The following is a 16643-nucleotide window of genomic DNA, read 5'->3' as shown; positions in this document are numbered from 1 at the left end:
CCTTTACAGCGCGTATAAACACGACAGCGCGTATAAACACGAAGGAGCCGCCCTCTACAGAACAGTAGAGGGCGGCTCCTTCGTTGCTATATCCCGTTGCTATGTTCCGGCGGGAAAGAAGCTTAGTGCTTTTCAGCCTTGGAGATCTGCTCAGCCAGGTCCTCGGGGGAGAGGTTAGCGGAGGAGAATTCGGGGGTTAGCGGCAGGTGCAGCTGCAGGCCGGTACCGGGGCAAATTTCGACCTTTGCGGAGCGCAGCTTGAAGTCGACCACGTGACCGCCCTGAACGCGCTCATCATCGATAAAGTGGGCGTGGCAGCCGGGCACCGAGATGCCCTGCTCGTAGATGGGGGTGCGGAAGCCAACAATCGTGCCGGTCACGTTATCGAACTGGACAATGTCCTCATTCTCGGTGGCCGCAACCATCTTCGGGTAGGGCTTCTCCTGCTTGATGACGGTGCGGGTGCGGACCCATTCGAACTCGCCGTAAATCTTGATGGCGTACATGTAGTTCTTGGAGACGGTGAAGTCATCCAGAATCTGCGAGGCAGACTTACGGAGTAGGTTATGCGGTAGTTCGCGCTTAATCATGGGCACGAAGTTGGTGACCACGGCGTAGGGGGTCTGCTGGCGCAGGTCGGGCAGGGATACGGAGCCGTCGTGGCGCACCTGGTAGCAGACGCCGTCGAGGACGACCATTTCGCCGTCGAGGCCGTTGAAGGTACCCACACCGAAGTTGCCGTGGCTCAGAAGCTCACCGATGGTCATCTCGCCATCGTAGATGCCGTCCAGCAGCTGGGACATGAGGCCGGTCTGAAAAACTTCGTTACGGAAAACAGTTTCACCGTTTAGGATGGTCGGCTGATATGCCATGAGATTTCTCCTCGTTACAGTGGATGCGGCGTCAGACGGGTCGGTCGGTCATCGGCGATACTCGCCCTAGCTGATGCTAAAAAGGGGAAGGGCGGCGGGGAGAACACGGCGTTGTGATGTCGTTTCTCTAGGAATTCGTAGGTGACGCAGGCCGGGCGCACGCACTTTCATTGTACGCCCGTGCAGGAAGAACCCCGGGACTAGCGGGTACGACATCTTATGATGTGGCCCTCCACTATCTGCCGGCAGGATGCATCTCGTCGCCGCGGGTTTTCTCACTAACATTCAGAGATGCTTAGAGATCCAGAACCATTTCCACATGCTCGATTCCGACCTCCAGGTACGGCTCACCCACCTGTACAAACCCCGCTGCACCGTAGTAGCTGTCCTTCAGGTAGGATTGGGCGCTAATAACCAGCTGGCGAGCATCCGTATTCTCACGGGCCCATTCAATTGCGTCACGCAGCAGCGCGCGCCCCAGGCCAGTGCCGCGCGCCTCCTCACGCACCGCTACTCGGCCGATAGTCCAGGCACCTTCGATAGGACGATGGTAGCCGTCATCGACCGTCATAAGGTCGAAGAGACGTAGATATGCCAGGACCCGACCAGTCTCATCTGCATGGAAGAAATGAACAGAATCGAAGTCTGCTTCGTCTGGCTCCTGAGCTAGAATCTGCTGGCCCACGGTAAAGACAATGGAACGGGTGATATGAATCTGCTGAAGCTCACGGAGAGTCAGCTCGTCGAAATGCTTAGCCTGAAAACGAGGGGAAGTAGAAGACTGGGGAAGCAAAAGAGGCTCATCCTTTCGTCATGGGTAGGGAATGAGCGTACCCCAATAAATGAAGTTGCATGGAGGAATAGAGCTAAAAAGCCGCTCTGTGAAATTCAGCAGTGGACAGCCTGCAGGTTCTTCGTGGCATTGGTACGCCTACGAGCAACGCCCGATATGGGCAACAAAAGCATAAAAAGACTGGCATTCCCTCCGGTTGCACGACAAAAAGGGAGGGAACGCCAGCACCAACAGCTTAGACCTTAGAGCCGCTCTAAGCGCAACTAAGGCGCGCAAGACCCATCGAGGCATAAAAATATTGGACACGACCCGTCATCAAACGCACTGCAGCAGGGTAACACCCCGCAGAGATACCCTAGCAGACACAACAACGGCCTATACGCTCCCAAGCGGGAACATATAGGCCGTTGCCTGCTATTCAGACCTCACATCTAGAAGCCCGGAATTAGATGCCAGCGGATTAGACGCCGGTGAATTAGACGCCGTAGTACAGCTGGTACTCAAGCGGGTGCGGAACCAGCGAAAGCGGCTCCAGCTCGTTCTTACGCTTGTAGTCAATCCATGCCTGAATCAGGTCCTCGGTGAACACACCGCCCTCGAGCAGGAAGTCGTGGTCAGCCTCCAGAGCAGCCAGAGCCTCCTCCAGGTTAGCGGGAGCCTTCTTGATGTCCTTAGCCTCTTCGGCGGGCAGCTCGTACAGGTCCTTGTCGATGGGGGCCGGCGGCTCAATGCGGTTGCGGATACCGTCCAGACCAGCCATCAGCTGAGCAGCGAATGCGAAGTAGGGGTTAGCGGAGGGGTCCGGTGCACGGAACTCCAGACGCTTAGCCTTCGGGTTGGTACCGGTAATCGGGATGCGGATACCGGCGGAACGGTTACCCTGCGAGTACACCATGTTGATGGGAGCCTCGTAGCCGGGAACCAGACGCTTGTAAGAGTTCACGGTCGGGTTGGTGAACGCCAGAACAGCGGAGGAGTGCTCAATCAGACCGCCAATGTACCAGCGTGCGGTGTCAGAGAGGTTAGCGTAGCCGCGCTCGTCGTAGAACAGGGGCTCACCGTTCTGCCACAGCGACTGGTGGCAGTGCATACCGGAGCCGTTGTCACCGAACACGGGCTTGGGCATGAAGGTCACGGACTTGCCCCATGCATCTGCGGTGCCCTTGATGACGTACTTGAACTTCAGCAGGTCGTCAGCAGCCTTGGTGAGGGTGTCGAACTTGTAGTTGATTTCTGCCTGGCCGGCTGCGCCCACCTCGTGGTGGCTACGCTCAACCTCGAGGCCAACCTCGTCCATTGCTACGCACATTGCGTCACGCAGGTCAGCCTGCTTGTCGACGGGGGAGACAGGGAAGTAGCCGCCCTTGACGGGGGTCTTGTTACCCAGGTTGCCGCCCTCTTCCTTGCGGCCGGTGTTCCAGGGAGCCTCGTCAGAGTCAATCTTGTAGAACACGGAGTTCGGCTCGACCTGGTAGCGGACGTCCTCGAAGACGAAGAACTCAGCCTCGGATGCGAAGAACGCGGTGTCTGCAATGCCGGTGGACTGCAGGTACGCCTCGGCACGCTCAGCAACGCCGCGGGGGTCACGGTGGTAGGGCTCACCGGTGCGGGGGTTCACGATGGAGCAGATGATGACCAGGGTCTTCTCAATGCGGAAGGGGTCAACGTATGCGGACTGAACGTCGGGGATCAGCTGCATGTCGGACTCTGCGATGCCCTGGAAGCCGCGAATGGAGGAGCCATCAAAAAGCTGGCCGTTGACGAAGAAATCGTCATCAATTGCCTTGGCGGGCAGGTTGAAGTGCTGCTGCACGCCGGGCATGTCGGTGAATCGGATATCAACGAAGACTACTTCTTCGTTCTTGATAAAGTCGAGAACTTCCTGGGGGCTGGTAAACATGAGGACTGCTCCTTGTTCGACTGACGGTGCAGGAGGGTATCTTCCCTCATCACATTCAGTCTTTGGTTTAGTTTTTGGCCGCGGGCAAAACCCTGTGACATATCAAGCATAGTGGTTATTTTTTGCGCGTGCGTGACTATCGTGTTTCGGTAATGTTACAAATCCTGGAAAGGAGTTACATCTTGGTTGCCTCACGAAACACAGCGCAGATGCTAATGCCCCGTATCAAAGGCAGTAGCACCGCTAGTAACCGGGTAATAATCGGGCGTAATAAAAGGCTCCGGCCCTCCCCACACGGGAAGAAGCCGGAGCCTTCAAAAGCTTATATAAGATGCTCGTTTAGCGGCCGCGCATCGCACGACGATCGGGGCGAGCACGCATCGGGTCAACACCCTTCGGCAGACCGTTCATCGGGTTACGCATAGTGTTCAGGGTGCTCAGACGACCCGAAACAGCCTGCATCTCCTGCTGAGTCAGAGCCTTCGGAAGCTTGTTCATGGTCTTCACAACGTCCTTGAGCTCAACCTGACCCTCATCGTGACCAGTCTCAATCACGTGAACCGGAACGCCAGGAGCCACACGAGCCAGGTGCTTCTTCTCGGTATTCACCAGCGAGTTCACGCGGCTGTGAGGGCCCTCGGTCACCAGCACAATACCGGGACGGCCCAGCGCACGGAACACCAGATCCTGGTGGCGGTTCGCAGCAACGGGCTGCTCCTCAACAATCCAGCCGCGACGCACCGAGTTCATCGCCGCACCACTACGACCGGGCTGGTTCTCAATCTGAGCAAAAGCCGCAGTCTGCGCGCGGCGACCCAGCAGAAGCATCGCCACAATAGCGGCAACGCCCAGACCCAGAATCAGGAAAGTAATCCAGTTATTCAGGGCAATACCGATGAGGAGGAAAACCAAAAGGGTACCCAGAGCCGACAGACTCAGAATCCAACCAATCTTCGGGTCGGACTTCTTGGTCATCTGGTAGACCTGCTTCATCTGGGCGAAAGTGCCCGGAGTGCGTTCCTTCTTCTTTTTCTTCTCTTCGCGCTTATCTGCCACGATTCTTCCTCGGCTGGTTCTTCCGCGGCCCCGAAGCGCCTCAAACGCTCACGGAACCATAGTGACGTAACGATGCAGTGTATGCCTGCAATTTTTCTAGTTTACCCTACCCACACAAGGGACGGGGCATAAGGGGAGGCTCCCCGAACACCGGACGAAACCGGGTTCGAGGAGCCTCAACGCTCTCAGAAAGATTCTGAAAAGGCTTAGTAGCCTGCAGCCACCAGAGAGGAGGCTTCCTGCAGTGCTGCGCCCTCACCCTCAATGTGGGCAAGGTTCTCAGGAATCGGGTAACCGTTCTTACGCATTGCACGAGCCCACAGGCGACCTGCACGGTAGGACGAACGAACCATCGGGCCCGCCATAACGCCAGCGAAACCAATCTCCTCAGCCATGTTCGCGAAGTCCACGAACTGCTGCGGCTTCACCCAACGCTCAATGGGGTGGAAGAGCGGGCCGGGGCGCAGGTACTGGGTGAGGGTAATGATGTCACAGCCAGCATCGTGCAGATCGCACAGCGCCTCGTAAATCTCGTCGTCGGTCTCGCCCATACCCAGAATCAGGTTGGACTTGGTGACCATGCCGCCTTCCTTAGCCTGGGTAATAACATCCAGGGAACGCTCGTAACGGAACGCCGGGCGAATCTGACGGAAGATGCGGGGAACGGTCTCCAGGTTGTGCGCGAACACCTCAGGCTTAGCGTCAATGACCTTCTGAACATGCTCGGGAACACCCTTGAAGTCGGGCACGAGCATCTCAACGCCGGTGTTCGGGCACATCTTGTGAATCTGGCGGGTGGTCTCTGCGTACAGCCACGCACCGCCGTCTTCCAGATCGTCACGAGCCACGCCGGTCACGGTAGCGTAACGCAGACCCATGACCTTCACGTTCTTAGCGACCTTGAACGGCTCAGCGTAGTCCACAGCAACGGGTTTACCGGTCGCAATATTGCAGAAGTCGCAACGACGGGTGCACTCGGAGCCACCAATCAGGTAGGTTGCCTCACGGTCTTCCCAACACTCATAAATATTGGGGCAGCCAGCCTCTTCACACACAGTGTGCAGACCCTGACCACGAGCCAGCTCGCGCATCTCATTGTATTCGGGGCCAACAATAGCCTTGGTCTTAATCCAGTGAGGCTTCTTCTCAATGGGAACCTCAGCGTTGCGGGCCTCCACACGCAGTAGCTTGCGTCCTTCAGGTGCGGTGCTCAAAAGTCTTCTCCTTGGTCTCGGTGTGCCCTCTGTGCAGGTGGGCCACCTTCTATTTTACGCCCGCTCAGGCGTAGGTGAAACTGATTTTCGTATATGACGAACGAACCCGGATGCGCTACTTGCGCGGCTCGTTCAGCGTCTAGTTCTGCGCTCTAGCCCTGCGGCTGGTCTTGTGCTTAGTCCTGCGCAGCGACGGGCTCGAAGGACTCCGCCAGGCGATCCTGGTACTTCACCAGCTCCGCCTCCAACGGCTCCAAAATATCGGCGGGGGTCACGGTGCGACCCAGCTGCTCCGAAATGGAGGTAACACCCGCATCGCTAATACCGCAGGGGATGAACTGTGCGAAAGGCGCCAGGTCGTTGCAGCAGTTAATCGCGAAGCCGTGCATCGTGGTGTTGCGTGAAACGCGCATGCCCAGTGCGGCAATCTTCTTGTCCTGGGTGATGCCATCGCCCAGAATCCACACGCCGCTACGGCCCTCAACACGCTCACCCTTAATGCCCAGACCAGCCAGGACATTAATGATGATCTCCTCAACGATGCGCACATACGCCACCACGTCGATGGGCTCGGGCAGACGAAGAATCGGGTACGCAGTCAGCTGGCCGGGGCCGTGCCAGGTCAGCTTACCGCCGCGGTCAATCTTGACGACGGGGGTGGACTTGTCTGCGGGGTACTCGTGGTCTTCGGTGCGTTTACCCGCGGTAATCACAGCCTCGTGCTCAAGCAGAAGAATCGTATTCTGGCGGGTGCGGTTAGCCACCTCATCGTGGATGCGGTACTGCTCGTCCAAGCACTCAACATAGTTCACATAGTTCGGGGCGAAGCCCACGCGTTCAATCGTCACAGACATACTTTCTACCTTAGTACTGCTAGTGGAGGGAAGAAAATTAGGGCGCCCTGAATCACGTGATGAGCGAACATGTAGGAATGTTACGGACGGGTGTGGTGGGTTGATGGGGTGAATATTTCGGGCGTTGATTTTAGGGTTGCATGGTTTATTTATGGTGTTTTACTGAGTCTAAACATGTTGTTTGATGTTATTTGATAACATGATGGTATGAGAAGCAAAGAAGCACACGTTCTGGAAAGCATCGCCAACCCGGCTCTGACCACCCTGCAGATTGTTGAGTGCCGGGGTGGAACCGCCGAGAGCGTGCCCTCCGTAACTCCCGTATCCCCGGCAACCTCCGTGCGCCCCGGACGCTACACCCTGCGCACCATTGCTGCACCCGAGGGCGCCGCTCCCTCCACGTCCACTCTGCGGGCGGCAGCCAACGGGTACGGATTCGAGGAAAGCACGAATGCAACCGCTCAGCAGCACGCCCAGACCCCGCAAGTAGCCGCCGCCCTGCGTAACGCGCCCGGACTCGCTAAGCTCCACGCCGTCACCAGCGAGGAACACGACAGCAAGCTGTGCCTCTGGTACGAGCCCCTCGACGCAGGCACCCTCGACAAGCTCCTACACGCTCGCACCCTGAACCCCGCCGAACTCATGACCCTGGCACGCACCCTGCACCGGGCGCTCGGCAGCCTCAAAAAGGTAGGGGAGGGACGTGCTGAACTAAGCGCCGAATACATTGCGCTGAGCGCCGCCGGAGTACCCAAACTCCTTCTGCCAGACGCCGTCTATCGTGAGGCGGAATCTCTCGACGCTGAACAGCTCACAGTCGCTTATGGCGACTACGCACGCTCCGCCGCCGCACTGCTCTGGCAATCCGCCTGCGGCTACAAGCCGGAACCCTCCGCCGCCCGCGTGCCCCTCTCACTACGCATGAGCGCTACCGGCACTGATGGAACACCCAGTAGCGAATGGATTGAGCGTCTCGGCCGCGCCCTCGAATACCTGCTGGATGCACCCGCCCAGGAGGCGGCAGCTGCCGGACTGAGCTCCGTGGTAGCGCTCGCGGAGGAGGTGCCGCCTCGCCCGCTCAACGTGTACCTGAGCTGTTCCGAACGCGCCCGCGCCCTAATTCCCGCTGCAGTAGATCCCGCGCCGGTACAGAAGCTCTCAAAGGCACAGAAAGCACAACGCTACCTGGCGGACCGTTTGCCACACGTGAAGAAGCCGGGTGTGAAGAAGTCGGGGCGCGCAGCAGCCGCAGGCTCTAAGCCGTTGAGTCCCGCAAAGCCTGCCACTGCCCCGAAGAATGCAGATGCAACAGGCACATCTCGCCTCGTTGCGCTACGCGGTGTGCTGAGCCGCCCCTCCGCACGTCTGGGCGTAGCTGCGCTCGCCCTGGGGGCTATCGCCCTGCCCCTCGGGTTCACCCTCTACGGGCAGAACGCCCCGGCAACGGCACAGCCCGTATCTGCCCATTCAGCCAATGCTGCGGGGGAGCAAGCGCCAGACAACACGGAAGAACAGAATCAGGCTGTGCAGGGTGAACAGATTCTACGCGCCCTCATCGACCAGCGGAATCAAGAACGCCGTGCCCGAGGCGGCGCAGAGCTCACCGTCGATACCACCGAAGAACTCAGCCGAGACGGCGAGAACATCCGCGTCATGGCGGTAGTCTCCGCACCCGGCTACCGCGCCGACAAAACCGAACAGGAAGCCCGCAAACTCAGCGAAGAAAACGGCATCACCCGCCAGAAAGTCATCTTCGACCTGCATCGCGGGGAGAAAGGCTGGGAGATAGCCCGCGCCGAACCCGTCCCTGCATAACCACGGTACACACTCCGCGCCATGGAGCATACAACGGGCATAACAAAAGCGGCGGCCCCACCCACCGAAGTGGATGGAGCCGCCGCCTTTATGCTCACTGCCCGGGAAAACCCGGAGAGCTACGCTCGGTTACCCGTCAGGGTACCGCCACAAGGAAACTTCCTTGAATCTTTGTAGGTCTTAGAGGCCCAGCTCAGACTCGAAGTTTGCCTCCTCCAGGCGGGTCTTGACGGTGCGCAGGAAGCGACCAGCGTCCGCACCGTCGACCACGCGGTGGTCGTAGGTGAGGGACAGGTAGCACATGGAGCGGATAGCGATAACGTCGTTACCGTCTGCATCCTGGATAACCATGGGGCGCTTCACGATGGAACCGGTACCGAGGATTGCAACGTTCGGCTGGTTGATGATCGGGGTGTCGAACAGTGCACCGAAGGAACCAATGTTGGTGATGGTGAAGGTCGAACCCGACAGCTCCTCGGGGGAGATGTCGCCGGTACGTGCGCGGCCACCCAGGTCGCCAATAGCCTTTGCCAGGCCAGCAATGCCCAGGTCAGAAGCGTTCTTGATGACGGGAACCAGCAGACCCTTGGGGGTGTCCACAGCAATAGCGATGTTCTCGGAGCCGTGGTAAGTAATCTGCTTGTAGTCCTCGGTCATGGACGCGTTCAGAGCGGGGTGCTGCTGCAGAGCCTCAGCGGTTGCCTGGACGAAGAAGGGCAGGAAGGTCAGCTTTGCGCCCTCGCGAGCAGCGAAGCCGTCCTTAGCCTTTGCACGCAGCTGGACAACGCGGGTCACGTCAACCTCGGTGACCTGGGTCAGCTGGGTGGAGATGTCCAGGGACTCACGCATACGCTTTGCAATAACCTGGCGGATACGTGCGGTCTTCTCGACGGTGCCACGCTTGGGGGAAACCTCGAAGGTGTGCGGTGCCTTTGCGGAACCAGCAGCCGGAGCAGCAGCTGCAGCGGGTGCAGCAGCGGCGGGAGCAGCGGAACCCTTAGCAGCGATAGCAGCCTGAACATCCTGCTTGCGGATGCGACCGCCAACACCGGTGCCCTTAACAGTGGACAGGTCGATGCCGTTGTCCTTAGCGAGCTTACGGACCAGCGGGGTCACGTATGCTTCGCCCTCAGCAGCTGCCGGAGCGGCAGGTGCAGCGGGAGCGGCAGGAGCTGCGGGGGCAGCCGGAGCAGCGGGTGCTGCGGGAGCCTCAGCAACCGGAGCGGGAGCTGCGGGAGCAGCGGGGGCAGCAGCAGCGGAAGCGTCGCCGATGATAGCCAGAACCTGGCCAACCTCTGCGTCCTCATCCTCGGGGATGCGGATCTCGAGCAGGGTACCTGCTACGGGGGAGGGAACCTCGGTGTCAACCTTGTCGGTGGAAACCTCAACCAGGGGCTCGTCAACCTCAACCTGCTCGCCAACTTCCTTCAGCCAGCGGGTAACGGTGCCCTCGGTCACGGACTCGCCCAGAGCGGGCAGCAGGACCTCGGTGCCGGAAGCGGAGCCAGCCGCGGGAGCAGCCGGAGCAGCGGCGGGTGCTGCGGGAGCAGCAGGAGCCTCAGCAACCGGAGCGGGAGCTGCGGGAGCCTCAGCAGCTGCGGGAGCAGCCGGTGCAGCAGCGCCGGAACCGTCGCTAATGATAGCCAGAGCAGCGCCGACCTCGACGTCCTCGTCCTCGGGGACGAGAATCTGCTCAACAACGCCTGCTACGGGGGAGGGAACCTCGGTGTCAACCTTGTCGGTGGAAACCTCAACCAGGGGTGCGTCAACCTCAATGGTGTCGCCGACCTCAACGAGCCAGCGGGTAACGGTACCCTCGGTCACGGACTCGCCCAGTGCGGGCAGTACTACGGTGTGGGACATAATCTTTCCCGTTCTCCTTGTGAATGCTTGAACTAGAAAAATGTGAGCGGTGACCCGGATGCGCGCCGCATGCATCGAAGCACGTCGACGCGCATCCGGATAGGGGCGTTGTTCAGCGGATACGCCCGGCAACCGCTAACGACCAACGGTCGTCAATACTAAGCTGACGCGCTAACGCCAGTCAGCAAAATTTATGCGCTGTGCAGCGGGGTGCCGTTCAGGACCATTGCAGCCTCACCCAGGGACTCGTTCTGAGTCGGGTGTGCGTGGATGAACTTAGCGACGTCCTCGGGGAATGCTTCCCAAGCAACCCACATCTGAGCCTCACCAATCTGCTCACCCATGCGCTTACCAATAGCGTGAACACCAACGATGGGGCCGTCCTTCTGGCGGACAACCTTCACGATACCGGTAGCACCGAGGATAGCGGACTTACCGTTACCAGCCAGGTTGTACTCAGCGGTCTCAACGTTCTCAGCGCCGAACTTCTCCTTAGCCTTGGGCTCGGAGTAGCCGACAGAAGCGATCTCCGGGTCACAGAAGGTGACCTTGGGGATGTTGATGTCCTCAACAACGGTGGGGTTCAGGCCAGCGATTTCCTCAGCAACGAAGATACCCTGCTGGTAACCGCGGTGAGCCAGCTGAACGCCGGGGACGATGTCGCCAACAGCGTAGATGTTGCCCACACCGGTGTGCAGACGCTTGTTAGCCAGGACGAAGCCGCGATCCATGGGGATGCCCTGCTCCTCGTAGCCCATGTTTGCGGTGTTGGGGCCACGACCAACAGCGACCAGAACGATCTCTGCCTCGAAGACCTTGCCGTCAGCCAGGGTGACCTTAGCACCGTTAGCGTCCTGCTCAACCTTCTCGAAGAGGGTGCCGGTGTTGAACTTGATGCCGCGCTTCTTGAACGCACGCTCCAGAACCTTGATGATTGCCGGGTCCTCGTTGGGAACCAGGTTCGGCAGGCCCTCGATGATGGTGACGTCAACGCCCATAGCGTTCCACATGGATGCGAACTCGCAACCAATCACGCCGCCACCGAGCACGATAGCGCTCTTGGGCAGGTAGTCCATCTCCAGTGCCTCAGTGGAGGTCAGAACGCGACCCTCAATGGGCAGACCGAAGGTCTTGGAGACCGAGCCGGATGCCAGGATAATGTTCTTACCCTTGTACTCCACACCGTTAACGGTGATGGTGTCCTGAGCGGTGAGCTTACCCTCGCCGGGGATAACCTCAATGCCCTTCATCTTCAGCAGGCCTGCAAGACCCTTGAACTTACCGGAGACGATGCCGTCCTTGTAATCGCGAACCTTGCCCATCTCGATGGACTGCAGCACAGCGTTAACGCCAACCTTGGACGCCTCGCGTGCCTCTTCAGCCAGCTCAGCAGCGTGCAGGTACGCCTTGGTGGGGATACAGCCGGTGTGCAGGCAGGTGCCGCCGACCTTTTCCTTCTCGATCAGGCCGACGGTGAAGCCTAGCTGGCGTGCGCGAATAGCTGCAGAGTAGCCAGCGGAACCGCCGCCGAGGATGAGGATGTCGAATTCTTGAGCCACGATATTGCTCCCTTGCATAGTTGTGGGGGCTAAAGACCCCTGCAATGAGTTCTTTACCAATTTATTGGTAGGTTTCCCCAGCATGCGCAGGAGGCCCGCGACTCACAAAAATCGCGCGCCCCTCCGCGTACGCAGAAAAACACTTAATACAACAATACCCCCGTTGAGGGTCGTTTAAGTTCACTCAGGGCGGTTTTAGCCGATTAATCGCCCAAACAACGCAAATTTTTCACAACTCAAGAAAAGCTAAGCGTCATAGAACAGTCCGATGACAGCATCACCACAGCGCCGCCTCAACGCCACCTCAACGAGCGCACAGAATGCCTCAAGAACAGACAAAGAGGAGGGCTCCCCGGTACGAAATACCGGAAAAGCCCTCCTCTGAGAACCTCCATACCGGGCGGCTACGCGCCCCGGTCAGGCGGTACGCCCAGCGAGATGACAGGCTACTTAGCGTAGGACTGGATGAAGTTCACCAGGGTAGCGGTACCGAAGCCGGTACCCTCCTTCGGGGTGAAGCCGTAGGGAGCCTCCTCGTTGAACGCGGGGCCCGCAATGTCCAGGTGAGCCCAGGGGATGCCCTCGCCCACGAACTCCTTCAGGAACAGGCCTGCGGTCAGCGCACCACCGTAGCGGGAACCGATGTTCTTGATGTCAGCGACCGGGGACTCCAGGCTCTTACGCAGGTAGGACTCCAGCGGCATCGGCCAGTACGCCTCACCCGCAGCGGCACCGGCAGCAATCACGCGGTCACGAATCTCCTCGTCACCGAGCAGAGCCGCAGTGCGCAGACCCAGAGCAGCCATAGCGGCACCGGTCAGGGTAGCGATATCCAGGATGACGTCCGGGTTCGACTCGGAAGCCAGCGCAATACCATCAGCCATGACCAAGCGGCCCTCAGCGTCAGTGTTCAGGACCTCAACGGTACGACCGTCACGCATGGTGATGACGTCCTCCGGGCGCAGAGCGTGACCGCCGGGCATGTTCTCAGCCAGGCACAGGTAACCGGTCACAGCAACCGGAACGTCCAGCTCAGCAGAAGCAAGCACAGCGTTCAGAACGGATGCGGCGCCCGCCATATCGCACTTCATGGTCATCATCGAAGCGGCAGGCTTCAGCGAGTTACCACCGGTATCAAAAGTAATGCCCTTACCTACCAGAGCCACGTGAGCCTTCGGGTTCTCCGGAACATACTTCACAACGGCAAGAACCGGCTTGCGGGGCGAACCCTGACCAACACCGGAAATGCCGCCGAAGCCCTCCTCAGCCAGGCGGTCGTGGTGGAACAGCTCAATCTCAACGTTCGAGTAATCCTCAGCAACCTCAGCCACGAACTCAGCGAAAGTCTCCGGGTACAGGTGCGACGGAGGCAGGTTCACCAGACGGCGAGCGTCCTTAGCGGTCTCACCCAGAACCAGGGCGTGAACCAGCGCCTCCTCAGCCTCTTCCTGATCAATCGACGAAACAATCAGAATGGACTCAATCTCTTCCTTGACCGAATCCTGAGTCTTGCCGCGCAGGCCCTCCTCAACGAAGTTACCCAGCACAGCGCCGTGAGCAATCGCCTCAATCTCAGCCACCGAAGAAACACCGAAATCGAACGCAATCTCCTCAGCGGAACCAATCAGCTGACGAGCCGCAGAACCGGCAGCGTAACGCAGAGCATCCAGACGCTCCTGACCCTCAGCAGCATCAGAACCCAGACCCGCCAGGGCAACAATGCCGGTGCCAACATCCTCAAGGCCGGGCAGGCGCAGCAGCTGATCGGGTGCGCCCGAGGCGCCCAGCGCCTCCAGCAGCTCGTTAATACCCTCAACAGACTCCTCAGACAGCGAGTTCGGTGCCAGGTAGGCGCCGTCCTCGCCCTTCAAAACGCCCAGAACCAGAACGTCAGCTTCGAGCGCCTCAAGGTCGGTGCTGTGAATAGACAGAGATAGAGACATCGTTACTCCTTTGCGTATGTCTTCTCAAAATAGCCGGGGCACATCCTCGCGCCCGAAAAACTCAACTGTAGGCCCTCGAAGAGTGAGGATGAATACCGCCGCGCAAAGCCGCGCGGACTACTGCTTCTACTCTACACGGATATGCAGGAGGGCGTGAGGTTCAGCTCTCACCCCGAGCAGCTGGAAGAGCAAGAAAAACGTGTAAAAAGCCGAGCTGTAGCGTCTTAAGAACGTCAGCACAACACTCAACAAGTTCACCTACTGCGAGAAAACCCCGCACACTGTCGATACGGGGCAGTCGTGGCATAAAATGAAAGACTACGGAAAGCGTCAGATAACAGAAGACGCCCCTTCGCCCCACCACCTCGGGTACCGGCATGAAACGCTAAGCCACCCGAACGCGGCGCGAACCAGACAGAAGTGAGGAGGCACGATGCTCAACCCCGAAGATCTCTACTTAGCCAACACCAAAATATTGGACGACCCCAGGATGCACGGGCTGACCCTCGTCATTGCCCTCTCCAGCCCGCAGGACGCAGGCTCCACCGCAGGCCAGCTCGGACAGGTGCTGCTCAGCGAACTCAAGAACATTGAAATCGTCGAGTTCGACAGCGACCAGCTGCACGACTACCGTGCCCGCCGCCCCTTCATCCGCTACGAAAAAGACCACTTCGAAAAGCCGCAATACCCGAAGCTGAAGCTCTACGCCGTAGAAGACAGCCTCAACAAGCCGTTCCTGCTGCTCACCGGTGCTGAACCGGACCTGCAGTGGCAGCGCTTCGAAAAGGCGGTGCTGACCATCGCCCAGCGGGTCAAGCCCTCGCTGGTCGTACTGGTCTCCGCATTCCCCATGCCGGTGCCGCACACCCGCCCCTTCCCGATTACCGCGCACGGCTCCCGCAAGGACCTGATTCGCGGCATCTCCCCGTGGAAGCCCAGCGCGGACGTACACGCCACCATCACCAACCTGCTGGAAGTGCTCTTCACCGAAAACGGAATCGACACCGTCGGCTTCGGCGTGAACATTCCCCAGTACATTTCGGAGGCGGACCTGCCGCAGGGCACCCTCACCGCCCTCGAACACGTGGGCATGGCGGCGCACCTCTCGCTACCCACCGAGAACCTGCGCGAAGCCGCACGCCACGTGCACAGCCAGATTAACGATCAGGTCAAGCAGAACCCCGAAATTGGTCGCATGATTACGACCATGGAAGAGAACTACGACGAGAACTTCCGCACCTCCGACATTGCGGTTCCCCTCTCGCGACGCGACGCGCACAACGTGCCCAGCCGCGACGAGATTGGTGCGCTCTTTGAGCGATTCCTCGACGAACAGTAGGGCGCGTGCAGTAAAGCGCGTGCAGTAGGGAAAGTACCCGGTGCGCCCTTACTCTGGGGGGCCCTTACTCTGCATGACAGATTATGACGCGGCACCCCGCGCCGCTGTGGACAAACCCCAGCGTACAAACGAACAATACGAATAAATCTGTGGAATCTTCGGACCTATGAACCGAAGTATCCACAGATTTATTTGTATAACCTGCGCACCCGCCCAAACCGTGCCACCGTGAAGGCATGAACGCAAACAATATCTCCAACGGGAACACCCCCAACAGCAACCACCTCAACAGCGACCACTTCAACAGCGGCAACTACGACACGCCCCCGCCCATCCGCAACGAATACGACGTGCTCAGCAGCGCCCTCCACCAGCACGGCTACTGGCCCGACCACTCACTCATCATCCTCACCGCAACCGAAGACACCCTCGGCCCCAGCCTGCGCGTCAACCTACCCAACGAACCCTGCACCCTGACCGAACGCGCCGACTTCCTCCACGAAACCTTCGCCAAACTACCCACCTGCCACAACGGCGAAACCCTCACCCGCTTCTACACCGTCATCGTCGACGGCGACAACACCGTACGCCAACGCCAACTCCACCCCAACACAGCACAACTCGCCGCCATCGAAGAAATCCAACAGGACGTCGACACCCAAATCCCCATCAACACATGGCTCCACCTGCTCCACGACCCGCGCATCGTTAGCGAACTACGCTGCGAAGACATTATCTACGCCGGTGGCGCCAGCATCTGGGCGCTCGACCCCGAACAACAAGCGCTCACCCTCCTCGCGCCCATCGAAGAAATCCACCACAGCGGCTACTACACCTGGCTCACCCGCCACGGCGACACCATCGCCCCCAACGCCCAACACAACTACGCCCACAGCCCCTGGGACACCGACCCCACAACCAACCCCGAAACCTGCCACGACTGGGAAAACGCCGTAGAACTCTGGGACCACACCCGCACCAACACCGCACGGCGCGACGACGCCCGCCGCACCAACATCCACGCCATCTACCACCAAGCCCAAGTCGACCTCTGCTACTGGGACGCCGCCATCAACGCCGCCGCGCACCTGCTCGCCACCCACCCGGTCGATGATGCTAAGGCACCCACCATCGGTGATGCGCTGCGCGACCTCATCCCCGCCGAAGTCGCCGGGCACCTACGCGCCTCCATCGCCCCGATGGCACTCAACCCCATCACCCCCGAAATGCTCACCTACCTCGCCGGATACGGGCTCAACCACGCCCAAAAAGCGCTCGCCCACATGCACTACGCCGCCCAACACACCAACTACGCCCTCGGCGGCCCCCGACCCGTTGCCCTCCCAGACATCGACCCGCTCGAACCGCCCCACTACGGCACCCGCATCACCCGAAAAACCTACATGCCCGAAAGCTTCACCCACATGCTCAGCAC

The 16643-nt window shown here is 59.5% G+C and carries 11 protein-coding genes and 1 pseudogene; 3 read left to right on the top strand and 9 right to left on the bottom strand.

The window, feature by feature from the left end:
* Positions 1-122: 122 nt before the first annotated feature.
* From budA to lipB, 6 genes are all read right to left on the bottom strand, one after another.
* A complete protein-coding gene (gene budA / locus HXO69_RS03630) occupies positions 123-872 on the bottom strand; it encodes an acetolactate decarboxylase (protein ID WP_005505457.1) in 750 nt (249 codons plus the stop codon).
* Positions 873-1167: 295 nt separating this feature from the next.
* On the bottom strand, positions 1168-1665 hold the full coding sequence (locus tag HXO69_RS03625) for a GNAT family N-acetyltransferase (protein WP_296545354.1): 498 nt from the start codon (positions 1663-1665) through the stop codon (positions 1168-1170).
* Positions 1666-2140: 475 nt separating this feature from the next.
* Positions 2141-3565, bottom strand: coding sequence for a type I glutamate--ammonia ligase (gene glnA / locus HXO69_RS03620; protein ID WP_070831363.1), 1425 nt, complete (start codon positions 3563-3565; stop codon positions 2141-2143).
* A 339-nt stretch (positions 3566-3904) separates the two neighbouring features.
* Positions 3905-4621 carry a DUF4191 domain-containing protein gene (locus tag HXO69_RS03615; RefSeq protein WP_296545353.1) on the bottom strand — a complete coding sequence of 239 codons (717 nt, stop codon included), beginning with the start codon at positions 4619-4621 and terminating at the stop codon, positions 3905-3907.
* A 206-nt stretch (positions 4622-4827) separates the two neighbouring features.
* Positions 4828-5835, bottom strand: coding sequence for a lipoyl synthase (gene lipA, locus HXO69_RS03610; protein ID WP_005505472.1), 1008 nt, complete (start codon positions 5833-5835; stop codon positions 4828-4830).
* A gap of 176 nt (positions 5836-6011) precedes the next feature.
* Entirely contained in the window at positions 6012-6794 is a 783-nt protein-coding gene (lipB, locus tag HXO69_RS03605) for a lipoyl(octanoyl) transferase LipB (RefSeq protein ID WP_296545383.1), read from the bottom strand.
* Positions 6795-6896: 102 nt separating this feature from the next.
* On the opposite strand from lipB, the gene HXO69_RS03600 reads away from it, so the two are divergent.
* Positions 6897-8504: a peptidase gene (locus HXO69_RS03600; protein ID WP_296545352.1), complete on the top strand. Its 1608-nt coding sequence runs from the start codon at positions 6897-6899 to the stop codon at positions 8502-8504.
* Between the two features lie 180 nt (positions 8505-8684).
* Here the strand turns inward: HXO69_RS03600 and sucB are convergent, their stop codons facing one another.
* The 3 genes from sucB to HXO69_RS03585 all read right to left on the bottom strand — a co-directional run bounded on the left by sucB (position 8685) and on the right by HXO69_RS03585 (position 13869).
* Positions 8685-10367: a 2-oxoglutarate dehydrogenase, E2 component, dihydrolipoamide succinyltransferase gene (gene sucB, locus HXO69_RS03595; RefSeq protein ID WP_296545350.1), complete on the bottom strand. Its 1683-nt coding sequence runs from the start codon at positions 10365-10367 to the stop codon at positions 8685-8687.
* Between the two features lie 191 nt (positions 10368-10558).
* Positions 10559-11944 (bottom strand): dihydrolipoyl dehydrogenase, encoded by a 1386-nt coding sequence (gene lpdA / locus HXO69_RS03590; protein WP_296545381.1) that lies wholly within the window; start codon positions 11942-11944, stop codon positions 10559-10561.
* Positions 11945-12372: 428 nt separating this feature from the next.
* The gene (locus HXO69_RS03585; RefSeq protein ID WP_296545349.1) at positions 12373-13869 is read right to left on the bottom strand and encodes a leucyl aminopeptidase; all 1497 of its coding nucleotides are present in this window, start codon (positions 13867-13869) and stop codon (positions 12373-12375) included.
* Positions 13870-14302: 433 nt separating this feature from the next.
* Here HXO69_RS03585 and HXO69_RS03580 point away from each other — a divergent pair, with 433 nt between their 5' ends.
* Positions 14303-15208: a PAC2 family protein gene (locus tag HXO69_RS03580; protein ID WP_296545347.1), complete on the top strand. Its 906-nt coding sequence runs from the start codon at positions 14303-14305 to the stop codon at positions 15206-15208.
* Between the two features lie 236 nt (positions 15209-15444).
* Positions 15445-16643, top strand: a pseudogene (locus HXO69_RS03575) (metal-dependent hydrolase); the annotation flags it as partial.

Source organism: Rothia sp. (in: high G+C Gram-positive bacteria) (genome assembly GCF_015265375.1).
GTDB lineage: Bacteria > Actinomycetota > Actinomycetes > Actinomycetales > Micrococcaceae > Rothia.
The sequence above is the reverse complement of the archived record's forward strand: the minus strand, read 5'-3'. Positions and strand labels throughout refer to the sequence as shown.